The organism is Pseudorhizobium halotolerans (assembly GCF_902153235.2).
Taxonomy (GTDB): Bacteria; Pseudomonadota; Alphaproteobacteria; order Rhizobiales; family Rhizobiaceae; genus Neorhizobium; species Neorhizobium flavum.
The window spans coordinates 139,186-155,646 of the sequence record NZ_CABFWE030000005.1 but is presented as its reverse complement, the minus strand read 5'-3'; the positions used below and the strand labels follow the sequence as shown (position 1 = coordinate 155,646).

General features: G+C 62.3%; 15 protein-coding genes. 5 read left to right on the top strand and 10 right to left on the bottom strand.

Annotation, left to right across the window (positions count from 1 at the left end):
- Window positions 1-35 precede the first annotated feature (35 nt).
- Both FN060_RS05675 and FN060_RS05670 read left to right on the top strand, forming a co-directional pair.
- Entirely contained in the window at window positions 36-512 is a 477-nt protein-coding gene (locus FN060_RS05675) for a DUF2244 domain-containing protein (RefSeq protein ID WP_183949911.1), read from the top strand.
- A gap of 66 nt (window positions 513-578) precedes the next feature.
- On the top strand, window positions 579-1,460 hold the full coding sequence (locus FN060_RS05670; protein WP_142587252.1) for a methylated-DNA--[protein]-cysteine S-methyltransferase: 882 nt from the start codon (window positions 579-581) through the stop codon (window positions 1,458-1,460).
- Here the strand turns inward: FN060_RS05670 and FN060_RS05665 are convergent.
- Window positions 1,457-2,437 (bottom strand): sugar-binding transcriptional regulator, encoded by a 981-nt coding sequence (locus tag FN060_RS05665; RefSeq protein WP_142587251.1) that lies wholly within the window; start codon window positions 2,435-2,437, stop codon window positions 1,457-1,459. The genes FN060_RS05670 and FN060_RS05665 overlap by 4 nt on opposite strands.
- Before the next feature lie 157 nt (window positions 2,438-2,594).
- On the opposite strand from FN060_RS05665, the gene tal reads away from it, so the two are divergent.
- Window positions 2,595-3,554 (top strand): transaldolase, encoded by a 960-nt coding sequence (tal, locus tag FN060_RS05660; RefSeq protein ID WP_052639482.1) that lies wholly within the window; start codon window positions 2,595-2,597, stop codon window positions 3,552-3,554.
- A gap of 54 nt (window positions 3,555-3,608) precedes the next feature.
- Here the strand turns inward: tal and FN060_RS05655 are convergent, their stop codons facing one another.
- Genes FN060_RS05655 through FN060_RS05640 form a run of 4 tightly spaced genes read right to left on the bottom strand, consistent with a single transcriptional unit; the run spans window position 3,609 to window position 7,042 of the window.
- Entirely contained in the window at window positions 3,609-4,460 is an 852-nt protein-coding gene (locus FN060_RS05655; RefSeq protein WP_142587250.1) for a metal ABC transporter permease, read from the bottom strand.
- Window positions 4,457-5,317: a metal ABC transporter permease gene (locus FN060_RS05650; protein WP_142587249.1), complete on the bottom strand. Its 861-nt coding sequence runs from the start codon at window positions 5,315-5,317 to the stop codon at window positions 4,457-4,459. Before FN060_RS05650 ends, FN060_RS05655 begins: the two co-directional genes overlap by 4 nt.
- Window positions 5,298-6,191, bottom strand: coding sequence for a manganese/iron ABC transporter ATP-binding protein (locus FN060_RS05645; RefSeq protein WP_183949898.1), 894 nt, complete (start codon window positions 6,189-6,191; stop codon window positions 5,298-5,300). The genes FN060_RS05650 and FN060_RS05645 overlap by 20 nt, the downstream gene beginning before the upstream one ends.
- On the bottom strand, window positions 6,188-7,042 hold the full coding sequence (locus FN060_RS05640; protein ID WP_244665772.1) for a metal ABC transporter substrate-binding protein: 855 nt from the start codon (window positions 7,040-7,042) through the stop codon (window positions 6,188-6,190). Before FN060_RS05640 ends, FN060_RS05645 begins: the two co-directional genes overlap by 4 nt.
- Before the next feature lie 271 nt (window positions 7,043-7,313).
- Here FN060_RS05640 and FN060_RS05635 point away from each other — a divergent pair, with 271 nt between their 5' ends.
- Window positions 7,314-8,564: a hypothetical protein gene (locus tag FN060_RS05635; RefSeq protein ID WP_142587247.1), complete on the top strand. Its 1,251-nt coding sequence runs from the start codon at window positions 7,314-7,316 to the stop codon at window positions 8,562-8,564.
- A gap of 55 nt (window positions 8,565-8,619) precedes the next feature.
- Here the strand turns inward: FN060_RS05635 and lysS are convergent, their stop codons facing one another.
- The 5 genes from lysS to FN060_RS05610 all read right to left on the bottom strand — a co-directional run bounded on the left by lysS (window position 8,620) and on the right by FN060_RS05610 (window position 15,142).
- The gene (lysS, locus tag FN060_RS05630) at window positions 8,620-10,116 is read right to left on the bottom strand and encodes a lysine--tRNA ligase (protein ID WP_142587246.1); all 1,497 of its coding nucleotides are present in this window, start codon (window positions 10,114-10,116) and stop codon (window positions 8,620-8,622) included.
- Between the two features lie 19 nt (window positions 10,117-10,135).
- Entirely contained in the window at window positions 10,136-11,590 is a 1,455-nt protein-coding gene (gene gltX / locus FN060_RS05625) for a glutamate--tRNA ligase (protein WP_142587245.1), read from the bottom strand.
- Window positions 11,591-11,694: 104 nt separating this feature from the next.
- Window positions 11,695-13,467, bottom strand: a complete 1,773-nt coding sequence (locus FN060_RS05620; protein WP_142587244.1) for an SLC13 family permease — start codon at window positions 13,465-13,467, stop codon at window positions 11,695-11,697.
- A gap of 140 nt (window positions 13,468-13,607) precedes the next feature.
- Window positions 13,608-14,363: a TerC family protein gene (locus FN060_RS05615; protein ID WP_142587243.1), complete on the bottom strand. Its 756-nt coding sequence runs from the start codon at window positions 14,361-14,363 to the stop codon at window positions 13,608-13,610.
- 95 nt (window positions 14,364-14,458) lie between these two features.
- Entirely contained in the window at window positions 14,459-15,142 is a 684-nt protein-coding gene (locus tag FN060_RS05610) for a TetR/AcrR family transcriptional regulator (RefSeq protein WP_142587242.1), read from the bottom strand.
- Window positions 15,143-15,267: 125 nt separating this feature from the next.
- Here FN060_RS05610 and FN060_RS05605 point away from each other — a divergent pair, with 125 nt between their 5' ends.
- Window positions 15,268-16,455: an HlyD family secretion protein gene (locus tag FN060_RS05605; RefSeq protein WP_142587241.1), complete on the top strand. Its 1,188-nt coding sequence runs from the start codon at window positions 15,268-15,270 to the stop codon at window positions 16,453-16,455.
- Window positions 16,456-16,461: the final 6 nt, after the last annotated feature.

The following is a 16,461-nucleotide window of genomic DNA, read 5'->3' as shown; positions in this document are numbered from 1 at the left end:
TATATCCAGCGCACGCGAGGAAAGGCAACGTGCAGATGATCGATGAGCAGCCCGTTTTCGCCGCGGAACTCACGCCTTACCGTTCGCTCGGCAGGAAGGGCTTTCATATCCTTCTGATCCTGACCGGCGGCATCTGCTTCATCTACGGCGTGTTCTTCCTTGTCACGGGTGCCTGGCCGATCGGACTGTTCCTCGGCCTCGACTTTCTTGCCCTCTATATCGCATTCAAGCTGAGCTATCGCTCCGGTCGGGCCCGGGAGGAGGTGACGGTTACACGAACAAATCTGTCCATTCGCAAATTCTCTCCGGCGGGCCGCATGGTGGAGCACCGCTTCAATCCCTTCTGGGCCCGATTCCGCGTCAACCGCCATGACGAATTCGGCATCACCTCCATGTATGTGACCGGAGAGGGACGTCGCACGGATGTGGGTTCGTTCCTCAATCCTGACGACCGGGAGAGCTTTGCGAAGGCGTTCCGCGGCGCGCTTGCGACCGTGACGCAGAGGCTCTGACAACCGCAAGAATCGGGTGGTCTCGCGCTCGCGACTGCTTCATTCTGCAGGCAAAGGAGACGACCGATGAACGCACTTGCCCAGCTCGCCGAGCCCGCATTCGATGCCACACCACAGGGCGATGACTACGAGATCGTTCGCAAGGTCATCGAACGGATTAGCCTCGATTACCGCCAGCAGCCGTCATTGGAGGCGATTGCTTCCGAGCTTCGCCAGTCTCCAACGCAACTGCAGAAAGTCTTCACCCGCTGGGCCGGGCTATCGCCCAAGGCTTTCCTGCAGGCGGTAACGCTAGACCATGCCAAGCGACTGCTTGGACGGGAGGGGCTGCCGCTACTCGACGCCTCCTACGAGGTCGGTCTTTCCGGGCCTGGACGCCTGCACGACCTCTTCGTGACGCACGAGGCGATGTCGCCGGGCGAATGGAAGGCTCGCGGCGGCGGGCTCACCATCCGCTACGGCTTCCATCCGTCACCGTTCGGCGTCGCCCTGGTGATGGCCACGGATCGCGGGCTCGCGGGGCTGGCCTTCTCCGATCTCGGCGGCGAGCGGGCGGCGCTCGACGACATGACATGTCGTTGGCCGATGGCGCAGTATGTGGAAGATCTGGAGGCGACGGCGCCCTATATCCGCCGCATCTTCGACCGCTCTCAATGGTCGTCGGAGCAGCCGCTGAAGGTCGTGCTCATCGGCTCGGACTTTCAGGTGCGGGTCTGGCAGAGCCTCCTGAAGATCCCCTTCGGCAAGGCTGTCACCTATTCCGATGTCGCTCGCGACATCGGCCAGCCGTCAGCCAGCCGCGCCGTCGGCGCCGCGATTGGCCGAAACCCCATCTCCTTCGTCGTCCCCTGCCACCGGGCGCTCGGCAAGAGCGGTGCACTCACCGGCTACCACTGGGGGCTGACGCGCAAGCGGGCCATCCTCGGCTGGGAAGCGGGCAACCTCTAGTTCTTCGCCGGCCGCAATAGCTCCCTGGCCGCGCTCTCATCCGTGATGAGGGTGTTACAGCCGATGCGACGGATGGTGGCGCGGATGGCGAGGGCACGGTGGGAGCCGCCGGAGGAGAGCACGATGTGCTTTGCCTTCTTCAACGTGTCGAGATCGACCGACATCACCCGCTCGTTGATAGGATGGTCGACCGAGCGGCCGTCCGCGTCGAGGAAGTTGAACATGGTGTCGCAGACGCAGCCGGCGTCGATCAGCTCGGCCAGTTCGGCCTTGGAGATGAAGCCTTCCGAGAGCGACGTAGAATGCTGGCCGATATCGCCGCAACTGACGACGGCGAGATCCATTTCTTCCGCGAGGTCATAGATCGCCTTCAGCCCGCATCTCTCGATGAGGGCGCGCTTGGTCGCGCTGGAATCGACGAGCAGCGGCGCCAGAAAGAGGTAGCATTCGGCCCCGAGCTGGCTCGCCAGCCGCCATGTGTAATCGATCGGGTTGGTCCGGTGGACGGCGACGATGCCGCCAAGCAGCGAGACCACCCTGCAATTCTGGCGGCGCGGCGGTCGGAAGCTTGCAAGCGAAGCTGTCATCGTGCGGCCCCAGCCGACACCGATCGTCATGTCTTCCTGGATCGCCTCCGACAGGAACTGGCCGAGTGCCAGGCCGACGGCCTTCGCCTGGGCTTCGGCACTCGCGTCACGCGGTTGTGGCACGACGATCGCTTCATCGAGGCCGTAGGCCTGCTCCAGTTGGGTGGCCAGCGCCAGGCAGTCGTCGACACCGGCATCGATCCAGATCTGGACCTCCGACCGCTTCATGGCTTCATCCAGCATGCGGATGACGGTGGAGCGGCTGACGCCGAGGCGTTCCGCGACCTGCTTCTGGGTCAGTCCCTGATTGTAGTAGAGCCATGCTGCCCGCAGCCGCGTCGAAGAGGCTTCGGTAATGCCGGGATGGGTTTCGCGCCTAAGCTTTGCCAAGAAAACACCGTCTGAGGTTTCTGTCGAAGGGTATGATACTTATGTCGATGCGAATGAGCAAATGTCTTGACTTGGCCATGTTCGGCTGTTGATAGTCGATGCAAGGTCGGCCATATGGTCGTCCAGTCGCCCACTCACCATCCGAAGGATTGCCGGCATGACGTCGAAACTAGAACAGCTCCGTTCGATGACCACGGTCGTCGCCGATACCGGCGATATCGAAGCGGTCACACGCCTGAAACCGGTGGATTGCACGACCAACCCGACGATTGTCCTGAAGGCGCTCGGCACACCCATGTTCGCGGATGCGGTCAAGGAGGCCATAACCTGGGGCAAGACGCAGAACGGCGGCTCGGATGCAGTGATCGCCGCTGTCGCGGATCGTCTCGCCATTTCGGTCGGCGCAGCGCTTGCCAACATCGTGCCGGGCCGCGTCTCGACGGAAGTCGATGCCGATCTCTCCTTCGATACGGAAGCCTCCATCGCCAAGGCGCGCGGCATCATCGCAGCCTACAAGGAACGCGGTATCGAGCGGGACCGCATCCTGATCAAGCTGGCGTCCACATGGGAAGGCATCAAGGCGGCGGAAGTGCTGCAGACGGAGGGTATCGACTGCAACCTGACGCTGCTCTTCTCCAAGGCCCAGGCCATTGCCTGCGCCGATGCCAAGGTCTTCCTGATCTCGCCTTTCGTCGGCCGCATCCTCGACTGGTACAAGAAATCCACGGGAGAGGACTATACCGCCGAGACGGATCCGGGTGTCATCTCGGTCCGCCAGATCTACAACTACTACAAGGCGAACGGCATCGAGACGATCGTCATGGGCGCCTCCTTCCGCAATGCTGGGGAGATCGAGGCACTGGCCGGCTGCGACCGCCTGACGATCAGCCCGGCGCTGCTCGACGAACTGGACAAGGACCAGGGAAAGCTGGAGCGCAAGCTTTCGCCCGATAACATCACTGAAGATCCCTTCCAGCCGATCGACGAAAAGAGCTTCCGCTGGATGCTGAACGAGGATGCCATGGCGACGGAAAAGCTCGCCGAGGGCATTCGTTCCTTCGCCAAGGACCTCGTCGCACTCCGCACCATGGTGAAGAAGGAACTGGCTGCGGCCTGATCATCGCAGTCCGGAATAAAGAGCGGCTTCTCGTCGAGAGGCAGCTCTTTGCGTTCAGGTGGCCGAGTTGCGGCCTTTTTCGGCAAGCGTCGTTTTCGCGAAGGCGACGATGAACATCGCCGTCATCACCAGCACGATCGTGGGTGCCGGGGCGCTGTCGATGAAGAAGCTCAGATAGATGCCGGCGAGCGTGGCGGTGACGGCAACAGCGGTGGCGGTCAGCAGCATTGCCGCAAAGCGTCGCGTGAGCAGGAAGGCGATGGCTCCCGGGGCAACCAGCAGCGCGATTGCCAGGATGATGCCGACCGCCTTCAAGGCACCCACGACGACCAGCGACAGCACCGCGAGCAGGCCGTAATGCAGCAGACGGGTCGGGAGGCCGATCGCTCGGGCGTGCTGCTCATCGAAGGACTGCAGGAGAAGGTCCTTGCGCAGGATCACCAGGAAAAGGGTTGACGCCAGCGCGATCAAGCCGGTCTCAACCATGTCGTAGGGTGTGATGCCCAGCATGTCTCCGAAAAGGATGTGGTCGAGGTGCACGTCGCTCTGCACCTTGACGTAGAGGACGAGGCCGAGGCCGAACATGCCGGAGAAAACGATGCCCAGCACCGTGTCCTCCTTGATGCGGCTGTTCTCCTTCAGGAAGCCGGTTGCCAGCGCGCATGTCATTCCCGCCGCGAAGGCGCCGATGGCAAGGGGAATGGAGAAGATGTAGGCGAGTACCACGCCGGGAAAAACGGCGTGCGATACCGCATCCCCCATCAGCGACCAGCCCTTCAGCACTAGGAAGCAGGAAAGTATCGCCATCGGCACTGCAATCATCAGCGTCACCAGGAAAGCGCGCTGCATGAAGTCGATCTGGAACGGGAAGGTGGCGAGGTCGATGAAGTCGAGAAGGCCGCTCATGCCGTCTCCTCCAGCGTCGTGCGAAGCCGTCGACGCGCCGCCAGCATGCCGTGCTTCGGAGCGAACAGGAAAGCGAGGAGGAAGAGCCCCGTCTGGAGCACGACGATAATGCCGCCAGTCGCGCCGTCGAGGAAGTAGCTGAGATAGGCGCCGACAAAGCTGGTCACTGCGCCGATGGCGAGGGCAAGCGCTATGACCCGCTGGAAGCGATCTGTCAGCAGATAGGCAGTCGCACCAGGCGTCACCACCATGGCGACAACGAGGAATGCGCCTACCGTTTGCAGGGCGGCGACGGTGGATGCGGAAAGCAAGGTGAAGAACAGCAGACGAAGGAGGTCCGGCCGGAGGCCGATGGTGCGCGCGTGGTTTTCGTCGAAGAAGGCGACCATAAGATCCTTCCACTTGAGCGCCAGGATCACGAGGCTGACGCCGCCGATGATGACGAGCTGGAGCGTGTCCGCGGGCGTGATCGCGAGGATGTTGCCGAGGACGATCGTCTGGATGTTCACCGAGGTCGGCGAGAGCGAGACCATGAACAGGCCTAGCCCGAAGAAGGAGGTGAAGATCAGCCCGATGATGGCGTCCTCCTTCAGCCGGGTGCGCTGGTTGAGGAACAGCATGGCGCCAGCGGCAAGCCCGCCGGACAGGAAGGCGCCGAGCGCAAAGGGCAGGCCCAGCATATAGGCTCCGGCGACGCCCGGCACGATGGAGTGGGAGAGGGCATCGCCGATCAGCGACCAGCCCTTCAGCATCAGATAGGCGGACAGGAAGCCGCAGACAGCCCCCACCAGCGCGCTGACCCAGATGGCGTTTCGCATGTAGTCGTAAGTGAACGGCTCAAGAAGCGTCTGGAGCATCGTCTCTCGTTTTCTGCTTCTGCTGCCGGTCGCCATAGACAACGAAGGGTCGCTCATCGTCGCTGATGACCTTGAGGTGGCGCGGATCGGCGTCGTCGTGCAGGTCCGTTCCGCTGAGGATGAAATGGCGCAGGACGCCGCCGAAAGCCTTTTCCAGGTTCGCCTCCGTAAAGGTGTCCTCCGTCCTGCCATAGGCGAGCACGGTACCCTTGACGAAGACGGTTCGGTCGCAGAAGTCCGGGACGCTGCCAAGGTTATGGGTGGAGACCAGCATGATCCGCCCTTCGTCACGCAGGCTCTTCAGCAGTTCGATGATCTGCTCCTCGGTCGTGACGTCGACTCCGGTGAAGGGCTCGTCGAGCAGGATGATCTGGCCCTCCTGGGCGAGCGCGCGGGCAAGGAAGACGCGCTTGCGCTGGCCGCCGGACAGTTCGCCGATCTGGCGCTTGCGGTACTCCAGCATGTTGACCCGCCGCAGGGCTTCCGTCACCAGGTCGTGGTCGCGGCGTGAAGGGATGCGCAGGAAGTTCATGTGGCCATAGCGCCCCATCATCACCACGTCCTCCACGAGGACTGGAAAATTCCAGTCGACCTCCTCGGCCTGTGGGACATAGGCCACAAGGTTTCGGCGCAGGGCGTCACGCGCAGGCATGCCGAGGATTTCCACCGATCCATTGGTGAGCGGAACGAACCCCATGATCGCCTTGAAGAGGGTGGACTTGCCGGCGCCATTGACGCCCACGAGCGCCGTGATCGTTCCTTTGGGAACGGTGAAGCTTGCGTGGCGCAGGGCTGTCAGGCCGTTGCGATAGGCCACCGTGATGTCATTGACCCGGAGCCCGGCGGGTGCAGGCTTCGCCCTGCCCATCATCATGAGGCGAGACCCTTCGCAATCGTGTCGACCGTCACTGTCAGCAGATCGAGATAGGTGGGCACCGGCCCGTCTTCTTCACTCAGCGAGTCGACATAGAGGACGCCGCCATAGTCAGCGCCGGTTTCACGCGCCACCTGTTCCGCGGGATCGGAGGACACGGTGCTCTCGCTGAAGATGACCTTGATCCTGTGTTCGCGCACGGCGTCGATCACGGCGCGAACCTGCTGCGGCGTACCTTGGCTATCCGCATTGACCGGCCAGAGATAGAGCTCCTTCAGCCCAAAATCGCGGGCGAGATAGGAAAAGGCGCCCTCACTGGTGACGAGCCAGCGTTGCTCTTCCGGAAGTGCGGCGAGCTGGTCGCGGATCGGCTGCACTGCTGCCTCCAGCTTTTCGGTATAGGCTGCCGCATTGGCTGCATAGGTCTCGGCATTGTCCGGATCGACCTCGCTCAGGCCCTTGCGTATGTTCTCCACATAGATCACGGCGTTCTCCAGAGACATCCAGGCGTGCGGGTTCGGCTTGCCCTCATAGCTTCCCCCGGCGATTGCCATGGGCTCTACTCCGTCGGAGACCGTCACGCTGGGAACGTCGCCGAGATTGGCAAGAAACTTCTCGAACCAGCGTTCAAGATTGAGGCCGTTGCGCAGGATGAGATCGGCGTCACGGGCGCGCAGCAAGTCGTGCGGCGTCGGCTGATAGTTGTGGATCTCGGCACCCGGCTTGGTGATGCTTTCGACGTCCGCCACGTCGCCGGCAACGTTACGGGCCATGTCGGCGATGACGGTGAAGGTCGTGACGACCTTCGGCTTGTCCTCGGCAACGGCAGATGCCGTGGGCGCGATGACCATTGCCGCGAGGAAGAGACCGCGAAAAAGAAACTGGAATGCCGTCATGTCGAAAGTCAACCTCTTTTGCAATTAAGTTGCAATAACAATATTTACCGGACGCCCTGCTGTCAACGCTAATGAAAAGCATTCGCATAATGTCCGGAGCTGCAGGGGGAACGACGGCTCGCATCTGAAGGTTCCGTTTAAAACTTCCTCAACGACCTTGAGGCACTGTCACTCCTGCCGTCCCTTGAGTGTTGCGTAGTGAGGTTGGAATGCCGGAGCGTTGCGGATGAAATCTATCGTGTCCCGCATCCCGCGAAAGCTCCTCCTGATCCTCGCAGGGGTGACCGTCCTTGGCGGCGGAAGCGGCGCGGCTGCCGTATATATCGGCGCCGACAGGCTGCTTGGGCCCTCCTATGGTGATCTCAACGGGCTCTCCTGCACGACGATCGAGACGGTGAGGATCAAGAAGGCGGACCGCTACTGGATCCGCAAGTATGTCACCACCGACAAGCCGGGCGATGGAATTGCTAGGCTGAAGACCGCCCTGCGGGTGGCGCGCTCTGTCCAGCAGGCCGAACATTCCGATCTCGTTCAGGTCACGGTGCTGGATCCTGCAGGCCCTGACGATCGCTCACGAATGCGCGGGCGGGCGATTGGGGCACAAGTCGTCTATGTCCCGGATACGAGCAGGCTGCCTGCCGGCAGCCGCGACCAGGCCATCAGCGCCTATTACGTCGACGGTAGCGCCAGCGCCACCGGCGAGTTCTGGGGGCTCAGGATCGACCTGCCGCTGGAGGACGCGCAAGCCATGTCCGCCTCTCTTACGGACGATGCCGACTGCGTCGATCCGGTGATCGAAGGCGGCGACGGCCACGGGACAGCTGCCGATCACGGGAAGACGAAGGAACAGGAAGAGGCCGCCGGTCACGGCGAGACCCCTGACGCCGGTCATGGGGGCGCCGACGAAGCCCACGGCCCGGAAACGCCGGCCGTGGAGCATGGCAAGGATGACGGCCAGGGTCTCGTCGCGTCCCTGATGGGAGTGGTCGGTCTCGGTGGTGAGGAATTACCTGTAGGGACACTGGGCGATGAGCACGCCGGCGAGGCTGCGCCTGCCTCCAAAGGCTGGCTCGACTCAATCAAGGGGATGGTCGGTTTAGGCACGGATGCCGAGCATTCGGAGCAGGTAGCGCCGGCACATGAGGCCGAGCATCCAGCCAAGGATCGCAAGGATGAGATGGCCACGCCTGCCGGGCCGGATGAACATGACGCAGAGCGGGCCGCCGCGCCAGCGCCGTCCCATGATGGCGCCGACGACGAGGCGCCGGCCAAGGCGGCTGGGGATGATCACGGCGCAGCCTGGCTCGCCAAGCTGCGTGCCCAGCCGATCACTTCAGAAGCAGCAAACCACCAAGAGCCAGAAGGACAGGAGGCAGCGGCGGCGCCTGCCGCCGAGGCGTCGCATGCGCCTGTGGTGGCTGAAGACGACGATCCCGAAAAGCACCGCAGGAAGCCGGAGCCCGAGAAAACGCATTGAGCCGTTGGCGATGCGGATTTGAAAAAGGCGGCCCAGGGCCGCCTTTTTCATGAGATCAGTTCGTCCTGCTCCGCTGCGCGGGGAACAGGATCACGTCTCGGATCGACGGAGCATCCGTCAGCAGCATGATGAGACGGTCGACTCCGATACCGAGGCCGCCTGCCGGAGGCATGCCCTGATCGATGGCGTCGAGGAACTCGTCGTCCAGCTGCTTGTCCTTCTCGCCGCGCGCATGGGCCTGCTCGAGCTGCTCGACCATGCGGGCACGCTGCTCTTCCGGATCGTTCAGTTCCGAGAAGGCGTTGCCGATCTCCCAGGTGTTGCAATAGGTCTCGAAGCGCTCGACGAGGCGCGGCTCGCCCGGCACTTCCTTGGCGAAGGGCGAGATGTCCTTCGGGAAGTGGGTCACGTGGGCCGGCTGGATCAGCGTTGCTTCCACCTTCTCCTCGAAGATGAAGGCGAGGCATTCGCCCCAGGTCCAGTCCTTCTCCACCTCGAAGCCGGCAGCCTTGGCGGCCGCGCGTGCCTCCTCGTCGGTCTTGATCGCCAGGAAGTCGATGCCGGTTGCCTCCTTGACGGCGTCCGGCATGGGAACGCGGCGGAACGGTCCCTTGAAGGATAGCTCCTTGTCTCCGTACTTGAATTCCGTGGAGCCATGGATGGTCATCGCCAGCCGCGCGAACAGGCGCTCGACGAGATCCATCATGTCCTCGTAATCGGCATAGGCCCAGTAGCACTCCATCATGGTGAACTCGGGATTGTGCCGCGTGGACACGCCTTCATTGCGGAAGTTCCGGTTCACCTCGAAGACCTTGTCGGACAGGCCGGAGACCAGCGTGCGCTTGAGGAAGAGTTCCGGCGCGATGCGCAGGTACATGTCGAGCTTCAGCGTGTTGTGGTGAGTCTTGAAGGGTTCGGCCGTTGCGCCGCCGTAGATCGACTGGAGCATTGGCGTCTCGACTTCCATGAAGCCGTCGTCTTCCATGAAGCGACGGATCCCGGACAGGATCCGGCTGCGCTGCTGGAAGCGAAGCTTGGACTCCTCGTTCGACAGGATGTCTAGGTGGCGCTTGCGGTAGCGCATCTCGATGTCGGCGAGACCATGATACTTCTCCGGCATGGGCAGGAGAGACTTGGTCAGCATGGTGATCTCTTGCGCGTTGATCGTCAGTTCACCGCGCTTGGTGCGGCGGACGACACCTGTGACACCGATGATGTCGCCGAGGTCGATCATCGGCAGCATGTCGCGCGCCTTCTCGGGCGTCGTATCCTTGTGGCTGAAGATCTGGATCTTGCCGGAGGCGTCGCGCAGGTCGATGAACATGCCGGAATTGCGCATGGAGTAGACGCGGCCCGCCACAGTCACGACGTCCTGCGTCTCCACGTCCGCCTCGAGGTTCTCGTATCTCTCCGCCAGATCCGCATTGGTCATCGTCCGGTGAAAATGCGCCGGATAGACGTCGCCGATCTTCTCGCGCAACAGCTTCAGCTTCTGGGCGCGAACTTGCGTGGCGTCGGAGGAGAGGGTGGTTTCGTTGTTGGTATCGGCCATTCTGCGGGACCTTCCTTGTTTATTGTGCGCCGACCATGGAAGCCACCACCGTGGCGGCGATCTTCAGGCGCTGGCGCACGACCGAACGGCCGAGGAGCGCCATGGAATCGAAGAGCGGCAGAGAGCGCGACGAGCCCGACATGGCAACGAAGAGCGGCGGGGTGACGACGCGCAGCTTCTTGCCCAGCTTGTCGGCGACATTGCGCAGTTCCTGGTCGATCGTCTCGATGTTCCATTCGAGGATCTTCTCGAGGTCCGCCTGGACCGTATTGATGATCTCCAGCGTCTCCGCCGGGCTGGTCTTCAGCCCCGAGAAGGATGCGGGCGTCAGGCCGACGTCGTTGGCGAGCAGGAAGCCAGCCAGGTTCGGCAGTTCGCCAAGCTTGGAAATGCGGCTCTGCGACAGCTTCAGACCTTCGGTCAGCCGCTCGTTCTCCGATGCCCAGTCAAGGGTGCGGGAGATGAACTCCTCCGGCGTCAGCTTCTCGCGGAGCCAGCGACCGTTCAGCCAATCGAGCTTCTGGATGTCGAAGATGGCGCCGGCCTTGGAGAGGTTGTCCGGATCGAACTTCTCGATCAGTTCCTCCATGGAAAGCAGTTCCTCGCCCTCGGCAATCTGGATGAAGAACAGGCCGAGGAAGTTCATCAAGGCTTCCGGAAGGTAACCGAGTGCCGAATAGTAGGAGATCGAGGTCGGGTTCTTGCGCTTCGACAGCTTCGACTTGTCGGCGTTGCGCATCAGCGACAGGTGCATCCATACGGGCTCCTGCCAACCGAAGTAGCGGTAGAGCAGGATGTGCTTTGGAACCGACGCCAGCCATTCCTCGCCGCGCGCCACATGGGTGATCTTCATCAGATGGTCGTCGATGACGTTCGCCATATGGTAGGTCGGCATGCCGTCGGCCTTGATCAGCACCTGCATGTCGACCGAGTCCCACGGGATCGAAACATCGCCGTAGACGCCGTCGGTGAAGTCGCAGGAACCCTCAGTCGGGATCTTCATGCGGATGACGGAGGCTTCGCCGGCTTCCATGCGGGCGGTCACTTCCTCGGCCTTCAGGTTGAGGCAGAGCCCGTCATACTTCGGCGGCTTGCCGGCAGCGCGCTGCGCCTCGCGCATCTGCTCAAGCCGTTCGGGCGTGCAGAAGCAGCGGAAGGCGTGGCCCTTGTCGAGCAGCTCCTGGCCATAAGGCTGGTACATCGCCTTGCGTTCGGACTGGCGGTAAGGGCCGTAAGCGCCCCCTACATCCGGACCTTCCGACCAGGTGAGGCCCGTCCACTTCAACGCGTCCAGAACCTTCTGCTCGAATTCCAGCGTGGAGCGCGTCGCATCCGTGTCCTCAATGCGCAGGATGAACTCGCCGCCGTGCTTCTTGGCAAAGAGATAGTTGAAGAGGGCAATATAGGCGGTGCCGACATGCGGCTCGCCGGTCGGCGAGGGGGCGATGCGGACGCGGGGACCGGAAGTGCTCATGGATAATGCTCGATTTGGCGCCGGATGCGGCGCGGACCTGCGTGTCTCGGGATTGCTGGGCCTTAGCGCATATTCGGACCCGAGCGTCAAGACTTGGGCCGAAGCTAGCTTACCGGCCAGATCCAGAGCAGCACCGGAACGCTGACGATCACGATGATGATGGATAGCGGGAGGCCAAGCCGCGGATAGTCGCTGAACTTGTAGCCCCCCGGACCCATGACCAGCGTGTTGCACTGGTGTCCGACCGGCGTGAGGAAGTCGCAGCCCGCACCGATCGCGACAGCCATCAGGAATGCTTCCGGCTTGTATTGCAGGGCGGTTGCGAAACTGGCCGCGATCGGCCCCATGACCAGCACCGTGGCCGCATTGTTCAGGAAGGGCGTCACGCCCATCGCCGTCAGCAGGATCATCATCAATGCCGCATAGGCGGGCATGCCGCCGGCAATCTGCCCCAGCCAGGCGGCGATCAGCTCACTCGCGCCGGATGTCCGCAAGGTGTCCGAAACCGGGATCAGCGCCGCCAGCATGACGAGGATCGGGCCGTCGACAGCCTTGTAGACATCGGTCAAGGGAATGGCGCGGAACACAGCCATGCCGAGGGCGGCTGCGAAGAAGGCGACCGCGACGGGCGCCCAGCCCACTGCCGTGGCAATCATTGCGGCAGCGAGAATGGCGAGCGGGATGAAGGCTCGCCGCTGCGTGCCCAGCATCACCTCCCGCTGGGCCAGCGGCAAAAGGGCGAAGTCCTGCATCACGCCGGGCAGTGCGTTGCGATTTCCCTGCAGCACGATCACGTCGCCTGCAATCAGCGTCAGATCTCGCAGGCGTTCGCTCAAGCGCTGCCCGCGACGGCTGACCGCCAGAAGGTTGACGCCGCGGGTATAGGAAAGGGCAAGTTCTCTCGCCGAAAGACCAGACAGCGGCGATTCCCGCGAGATGATGGCCTCGATAGAGACCAGGTCGTCGCGCTGCTGGCCCTTGCCCTTCAGTGGCTTGCCGGACAGCTGAAGCTTGGCGCTGGACACGACGCGGTCGATCGCTGCTGAGCGACCTTCCAGGATCAGAGTGTCGAACTCGCGGAGCGCAAGGTCGGGGAACGGCGACATGCGCGTCGTGCCGCGGAGGACAGCGGTCGCCAGTACCTCGCCATCGCCCAGCTTCAGCAGTTCGCTCAAGGGCCTGCCCGCAATCGGGGACTGGGCCGGGACCGTTGCTTCGGACGTGTAGTTGGCGATCTCCACCGCATCTTCGATCGAACTGTTCTGCTTGGTACGGGACGGTACCAGCCAGTGGAAGAACATGAGGAAGGTCACGCCCACCAGCGTCAGGATTACGCCGACCGGGGTGAAGTCGAACATCGTGAACGGGGTGCCGGTGAGGTCGGCGCGGAGCTGCGAGACGACGATGTTGGGCGAGGTGCCGATTTGCGTCATCAGGCCGCCGAGCAGCGCCGAAAAAGCCATCGGCATTAGGTACTTGGAGGGGGAAACGCCCGAACGCCTGGAAAACTGGAATGCGACCGGCATCATGATGGCTAGGGCGCCGATGTTCTTGATAAAGGCGGACATCACGGCGACGACGATCATCAGCAGCGCCAGCTGAGCCCGTACCGAGTTGAGGTTCGGGAAGAACTTCTTGATGGCGATATCGACTATGCCGGAGCGAGCGACCGCCGCACTCACCACCAGCGCGCTGCCGACGATGATGACGATGTCGTCGGAAAATCCGGAGAAGGCCTCCTCTATGGGGACGATTCCCACCGCCACTGCGGCAACGAGGGCGCAGCAGGCGACGATGTCATAGCGGAATCTGTCCCAGATGAAGACGGCCATCATCACGCCGATGACGGTGAAGGCGAGTATCTGATCAGTCGACATATGACCCCGGAAATAAGGTGAAGTGCGTCGTCTGGAAGAGACGCCGCACCGCGAGGTATCCATAACACCGGGAGCGCGAGAAGGTATCCCCGGACATGAAAATAAAAATGGCCCGGACTAAGCCGGGCCAAGAGATACAGTCAGTGGAGCGTCGTTTCCGCCTTCTTCCGCCGCCGCGCATTGCGGGCAAACATGTTGAGAACCTCCACGAGCGCCGAAAAGGCCATTGCCGCGTAGATGTATCCCTTCGGCACATGGAAGCCCATGCCCTCGGCGATTAGCGTGGTACCTATCATCAGCAGGAAGCCCAGTGCCAGCATGACGATCGTGGGATTCTTCTCGATGAAATTCGCCAGGGGCGTTGCGGCGATCAGCATGACCGTGACCGCCGCAATGACGGCGATGATCATGATCGGCAGGTGAGGTGTCATGCCTACCGCGGTAATGATGCTGTCCACCGAGAAGACCAGGTCGAGAAGAAGGATCTGGGTGATGGCGGAGCCGAAGGTGATCGATGCAGCGCCACCGACCATGTCCTCCTTGTGATCCACCGGGTCCACCGAATGGTGGATTTCCCGTGTCGCTTTCCAGACGAGGAAGAGGCCGCCGGCGATGAGGATCAGGTCTTTCCAGGAGAAGGGGTGGCCGAAGGCTTCGAAAAGGGGGTTGGTCAGCTGGACGATCCAGGCGACGGTGCCCAAAAGCGCAAGCCGCATCACCAGCGCAAGACCGATACCAATCTTGCGCGCCCTTTCGCGGTTCTCCTGGGGCAACTTGTTGGTGAGAATCGAAATGAAGATGAGGTTGTCGATGCCGAGCACGACTTCCATGACGACGAGCGTCACTAGCGCGACCCAAGCTGTCGGGTCCTGAATAAGCCCCATTATATCCTGCACGTTAAGCCCCTCAAATCGGCGTGAATTTCATCTGCGATTTAAGCTGTCGGGACGCAAAGGCAAGAGGAGCAGCGGCAGGTGATGCCGCTGTTCTCTCAAACCTTGCCGGCGGTGGAGCCGGATCGGCCATAGGCCGCCATGAACATGCGGATCGCACTCCTGACTGTTCGGTCGAGATCAGACTCCGGCGGAACGTCGTCCAGATCGCCGAAGAGGCGCAACTTGAAGAAGGTGCCGCTGGCAAGCTCGATGAACTGCCGGGCCGCCAGATCGGTATCCTCCACCTCCAGATTACCCAGCGCGACGTGGCGCTTGATGAAGTCTTCCAGGACCGTGCGGACGTTCGCCGGGGAGTGGAAAAAGCGGCTGCACAGCTTCGGCATCCGCGTCGTCACACCGATCAGGGTCCGCATGGCGTTGATGGTCTGCGGCGCGGTGATGTGCGTCGCGAATCCCATGCCGAAGCGGTAGAGGCCGTCCTCCACTTCCTCGCTGCCAGCCAGGATATCCTTCAGCATGAGCGTGATGCGCTGGCGTTCCTGCTCGATGATTGCGCCGAAGAGGTCTTCCTTGTTCTCGAAATAAACATAGATCGTGCCCTTAGAGACGCCTGCTTCGCGGGTGATATCGTTCATGCTCGCGGCGTCAAAGCCCAGCCTCATGAACACACGCTTTGCGCCTTCGATAATCTGCCCACGCTTGGCAGGATCCGCGCCCGCAGCGAAGCGGCCCTGCTGGTGGGGGATCGAACAACGTTCTTCCGTTTTTTCCTCGGTCATCTCAGTTCTTCTTAACTTTCCGAACCAATCGGTTCGATTTGACCTTGATATGCGCAGCGACACGATCTATGTCAAGTTCACTGAACCGATCGGTTCGATCAACCAGTGCAACAGTGGTAACTTTCATGACCGCATCCTCCTCTGCAAGTGCACTTCGTGCCGTAGCGACAGACGGCGAAGCCGAACAAGGCAAGGCGGGCGACGCGGCATCGGCGCCGCCGGCAGCCGAGCAGGTACGCGCTCCGGAAAAGAAGAAGCGCCGTAGCCCGGTCCTTCCCCTGATCCTTGCGGCATTGTTGGCCGGGACTGGCTGGTATGGTTATGGCTGGTGGACGGACGGTCGCTTCCTGATCTCGACGGACGACGCCTATATCGAAGCGGACATCGCAATCGTCTCGCCCAAGGTCGCCGGCTACGTCGAGAAGGTGAATGTGGTCGAGAACCAGCAGGTGAAGGCAGGCGATCCGCTCGTGACGCTCGATGGGCGGGATTACCAGATCGCACTGGAGCGGGCGACCAACGCGATCGAAAGCGCCAGGCTCGCCGTGAAGCGGATCGACGCACAGATCGTCGGTGCAGAGGCCGCGTTGAAGCAGGCGGAGGCGCAGCGTGGCGCCCTTGAAGCAGCATTGCGTGGCGCGGAGATCACCGAGCGACGCGCGGGCGAACTGGCGTCGAAGTCGATCGGTACGGCAGCGGACCTCGACAATGCGCGGGTGGCCCTCGACCAGGCACGCGCCAATCTTGTCGCCGGTGAAGCCAGCGTCGCCTCTGCAGAGGCCAATATCGGGCTCCTGCGGGCGCAACGCGACGAAGCCCTGAACAGCATCCGTGCGCAGGAACTGGCGCGCGACCAGGCCCAACGCGATCTCGACTTTACGGTTCTGAAGGCGCCCTATGACGGCGTGATCGGCAACCTCGCGGTCCAGACCGGCGATCTCGTCTCGACCGGCAAGCGGCTGGCGGCCCTTGTCCCGCTCACCGAACTTTATGTCGAGGCGAATTTCAAGGAAACGCAGATCGGCAATCTCGAACCCGGCTCCAAGGTGCGCGTCCATGTCGATGCCTTCGAGGAGCACGATCTGGTCGGGACGGTCACCTCGCTTGCCCCGGCATCCGGCTCGGTCTTCTCCATGCTCCCGGCGGAAAACGCCACGGGCAACTTCACGAAGGTGGTTCAGCGGGTGCCGGTTCGCATCGCACTTCCGGAGGAGGCGCTGGCGCAAGGGCGCCTGCGGGCAGGCCTGAGCGTCGTGGTCGATGTCGACACCCGCACCGCCCCATCAGGCGATGCCTTGGCTGCCGCCGACTGACGGCAG

What these genes read in the sequence shown, in the direction of transcription:
- FN060_RS05650 (WP_142587249.1), bottom strand. Translation starts at nt 5,317, where the DNA reads ATGCTCCAGACGCTTCTTGAGCCGTTCACTTACGACTACATGCGAAAC.
- FN060_RS05610 (WP_142587242.1), bottom strand. Translation starts at nt 15,142, where the DNA reads ATGACCGAGGAAAAAACGGAAGAACGTTGTTCGATCCCCCACCAGCAG.
- FN060_RS05645 (WP_183949898.1), bottom strand. Translation starts at nt 6,191, where the DNA reads ATGATGATGGGCAGGGCGAAGCCTGCACCCGCCGGGCTCCGGGTCAAT.
- tal (WP_052639482.1), top strand. Translation starts at nt 2,595, where the DNA reads ATGACGTCGAAACTAGAACAGCTCCGTTCGATGACCACGGTCGTCGCC.
- FN060_RS05675 (WP_183949911.1), top strand. Translation starts at nt 36, where the DNA reads ATGATCGATGAGCAGCCCGTTTTCGCCGCGGAACTCACGCCTTACCGT.
- gltX (WP_142587245.1), bottom strand. Translation starts at nt 11,590, where the DNA reads ATGAGCACTTCCGGTCCCCGCGTCCGCATCGCCCCCTCGCCGACCGGC.
- FN060_RS05620 (WP_142587244.1), bottom strand. Translation starts at nt 13,467, where the DNA reads ATGTCGACTGATCAGATACTCGCCTTCACCGTCATCGGCGTGATGATG.
- FN060_RS05605 (WP_142587241.1), top strand. Translation starts at nt 15,268, where the DNA reads ATGACCGCATCCTCCTCTGCAAGTGCACTTCGTGCCGTAGCGACAGAC.
- FN060_RS05635 (WP_142587247.1), top strand. Translation starts at nt 7,314, where the DNA reads ATGAAATCTATCGTGTCCCGCATCCCGCGAAAGCTCCTCCTGATCCTC.
- lysS (WP_142587246.1), bottom strand. Translation starts at nt 10,116, where the DNA reads ATGGCCGATACCAACAACGAAACCACCCTCTCCTCCGACGCCACGCAA.
- FN060_RS05655 (WP_142587250.1), bottom strand. Translation starts at nt 4,460, where the DNA reads ATGAGCGGCCTTCTCGACTTCATCGACCTCGCCACCTTCCCGTTCCAG.
- FN060_RS05640 (WP_244665772.1), bottom strand. Translation starts at nt 7,042, where the DNA reads ATGGTCATCGCGCCCACGGCATCTGCCGTTGCCGAGGACAAGCCGAAG.
- FN060_RS05670 (WP_142587252.1), top strand. Translation starts at nt 579, where the DNA reads ATGAACGCACTTGCCCAGCTCGCCGAGCCCGCATTCGATGCCACACCA.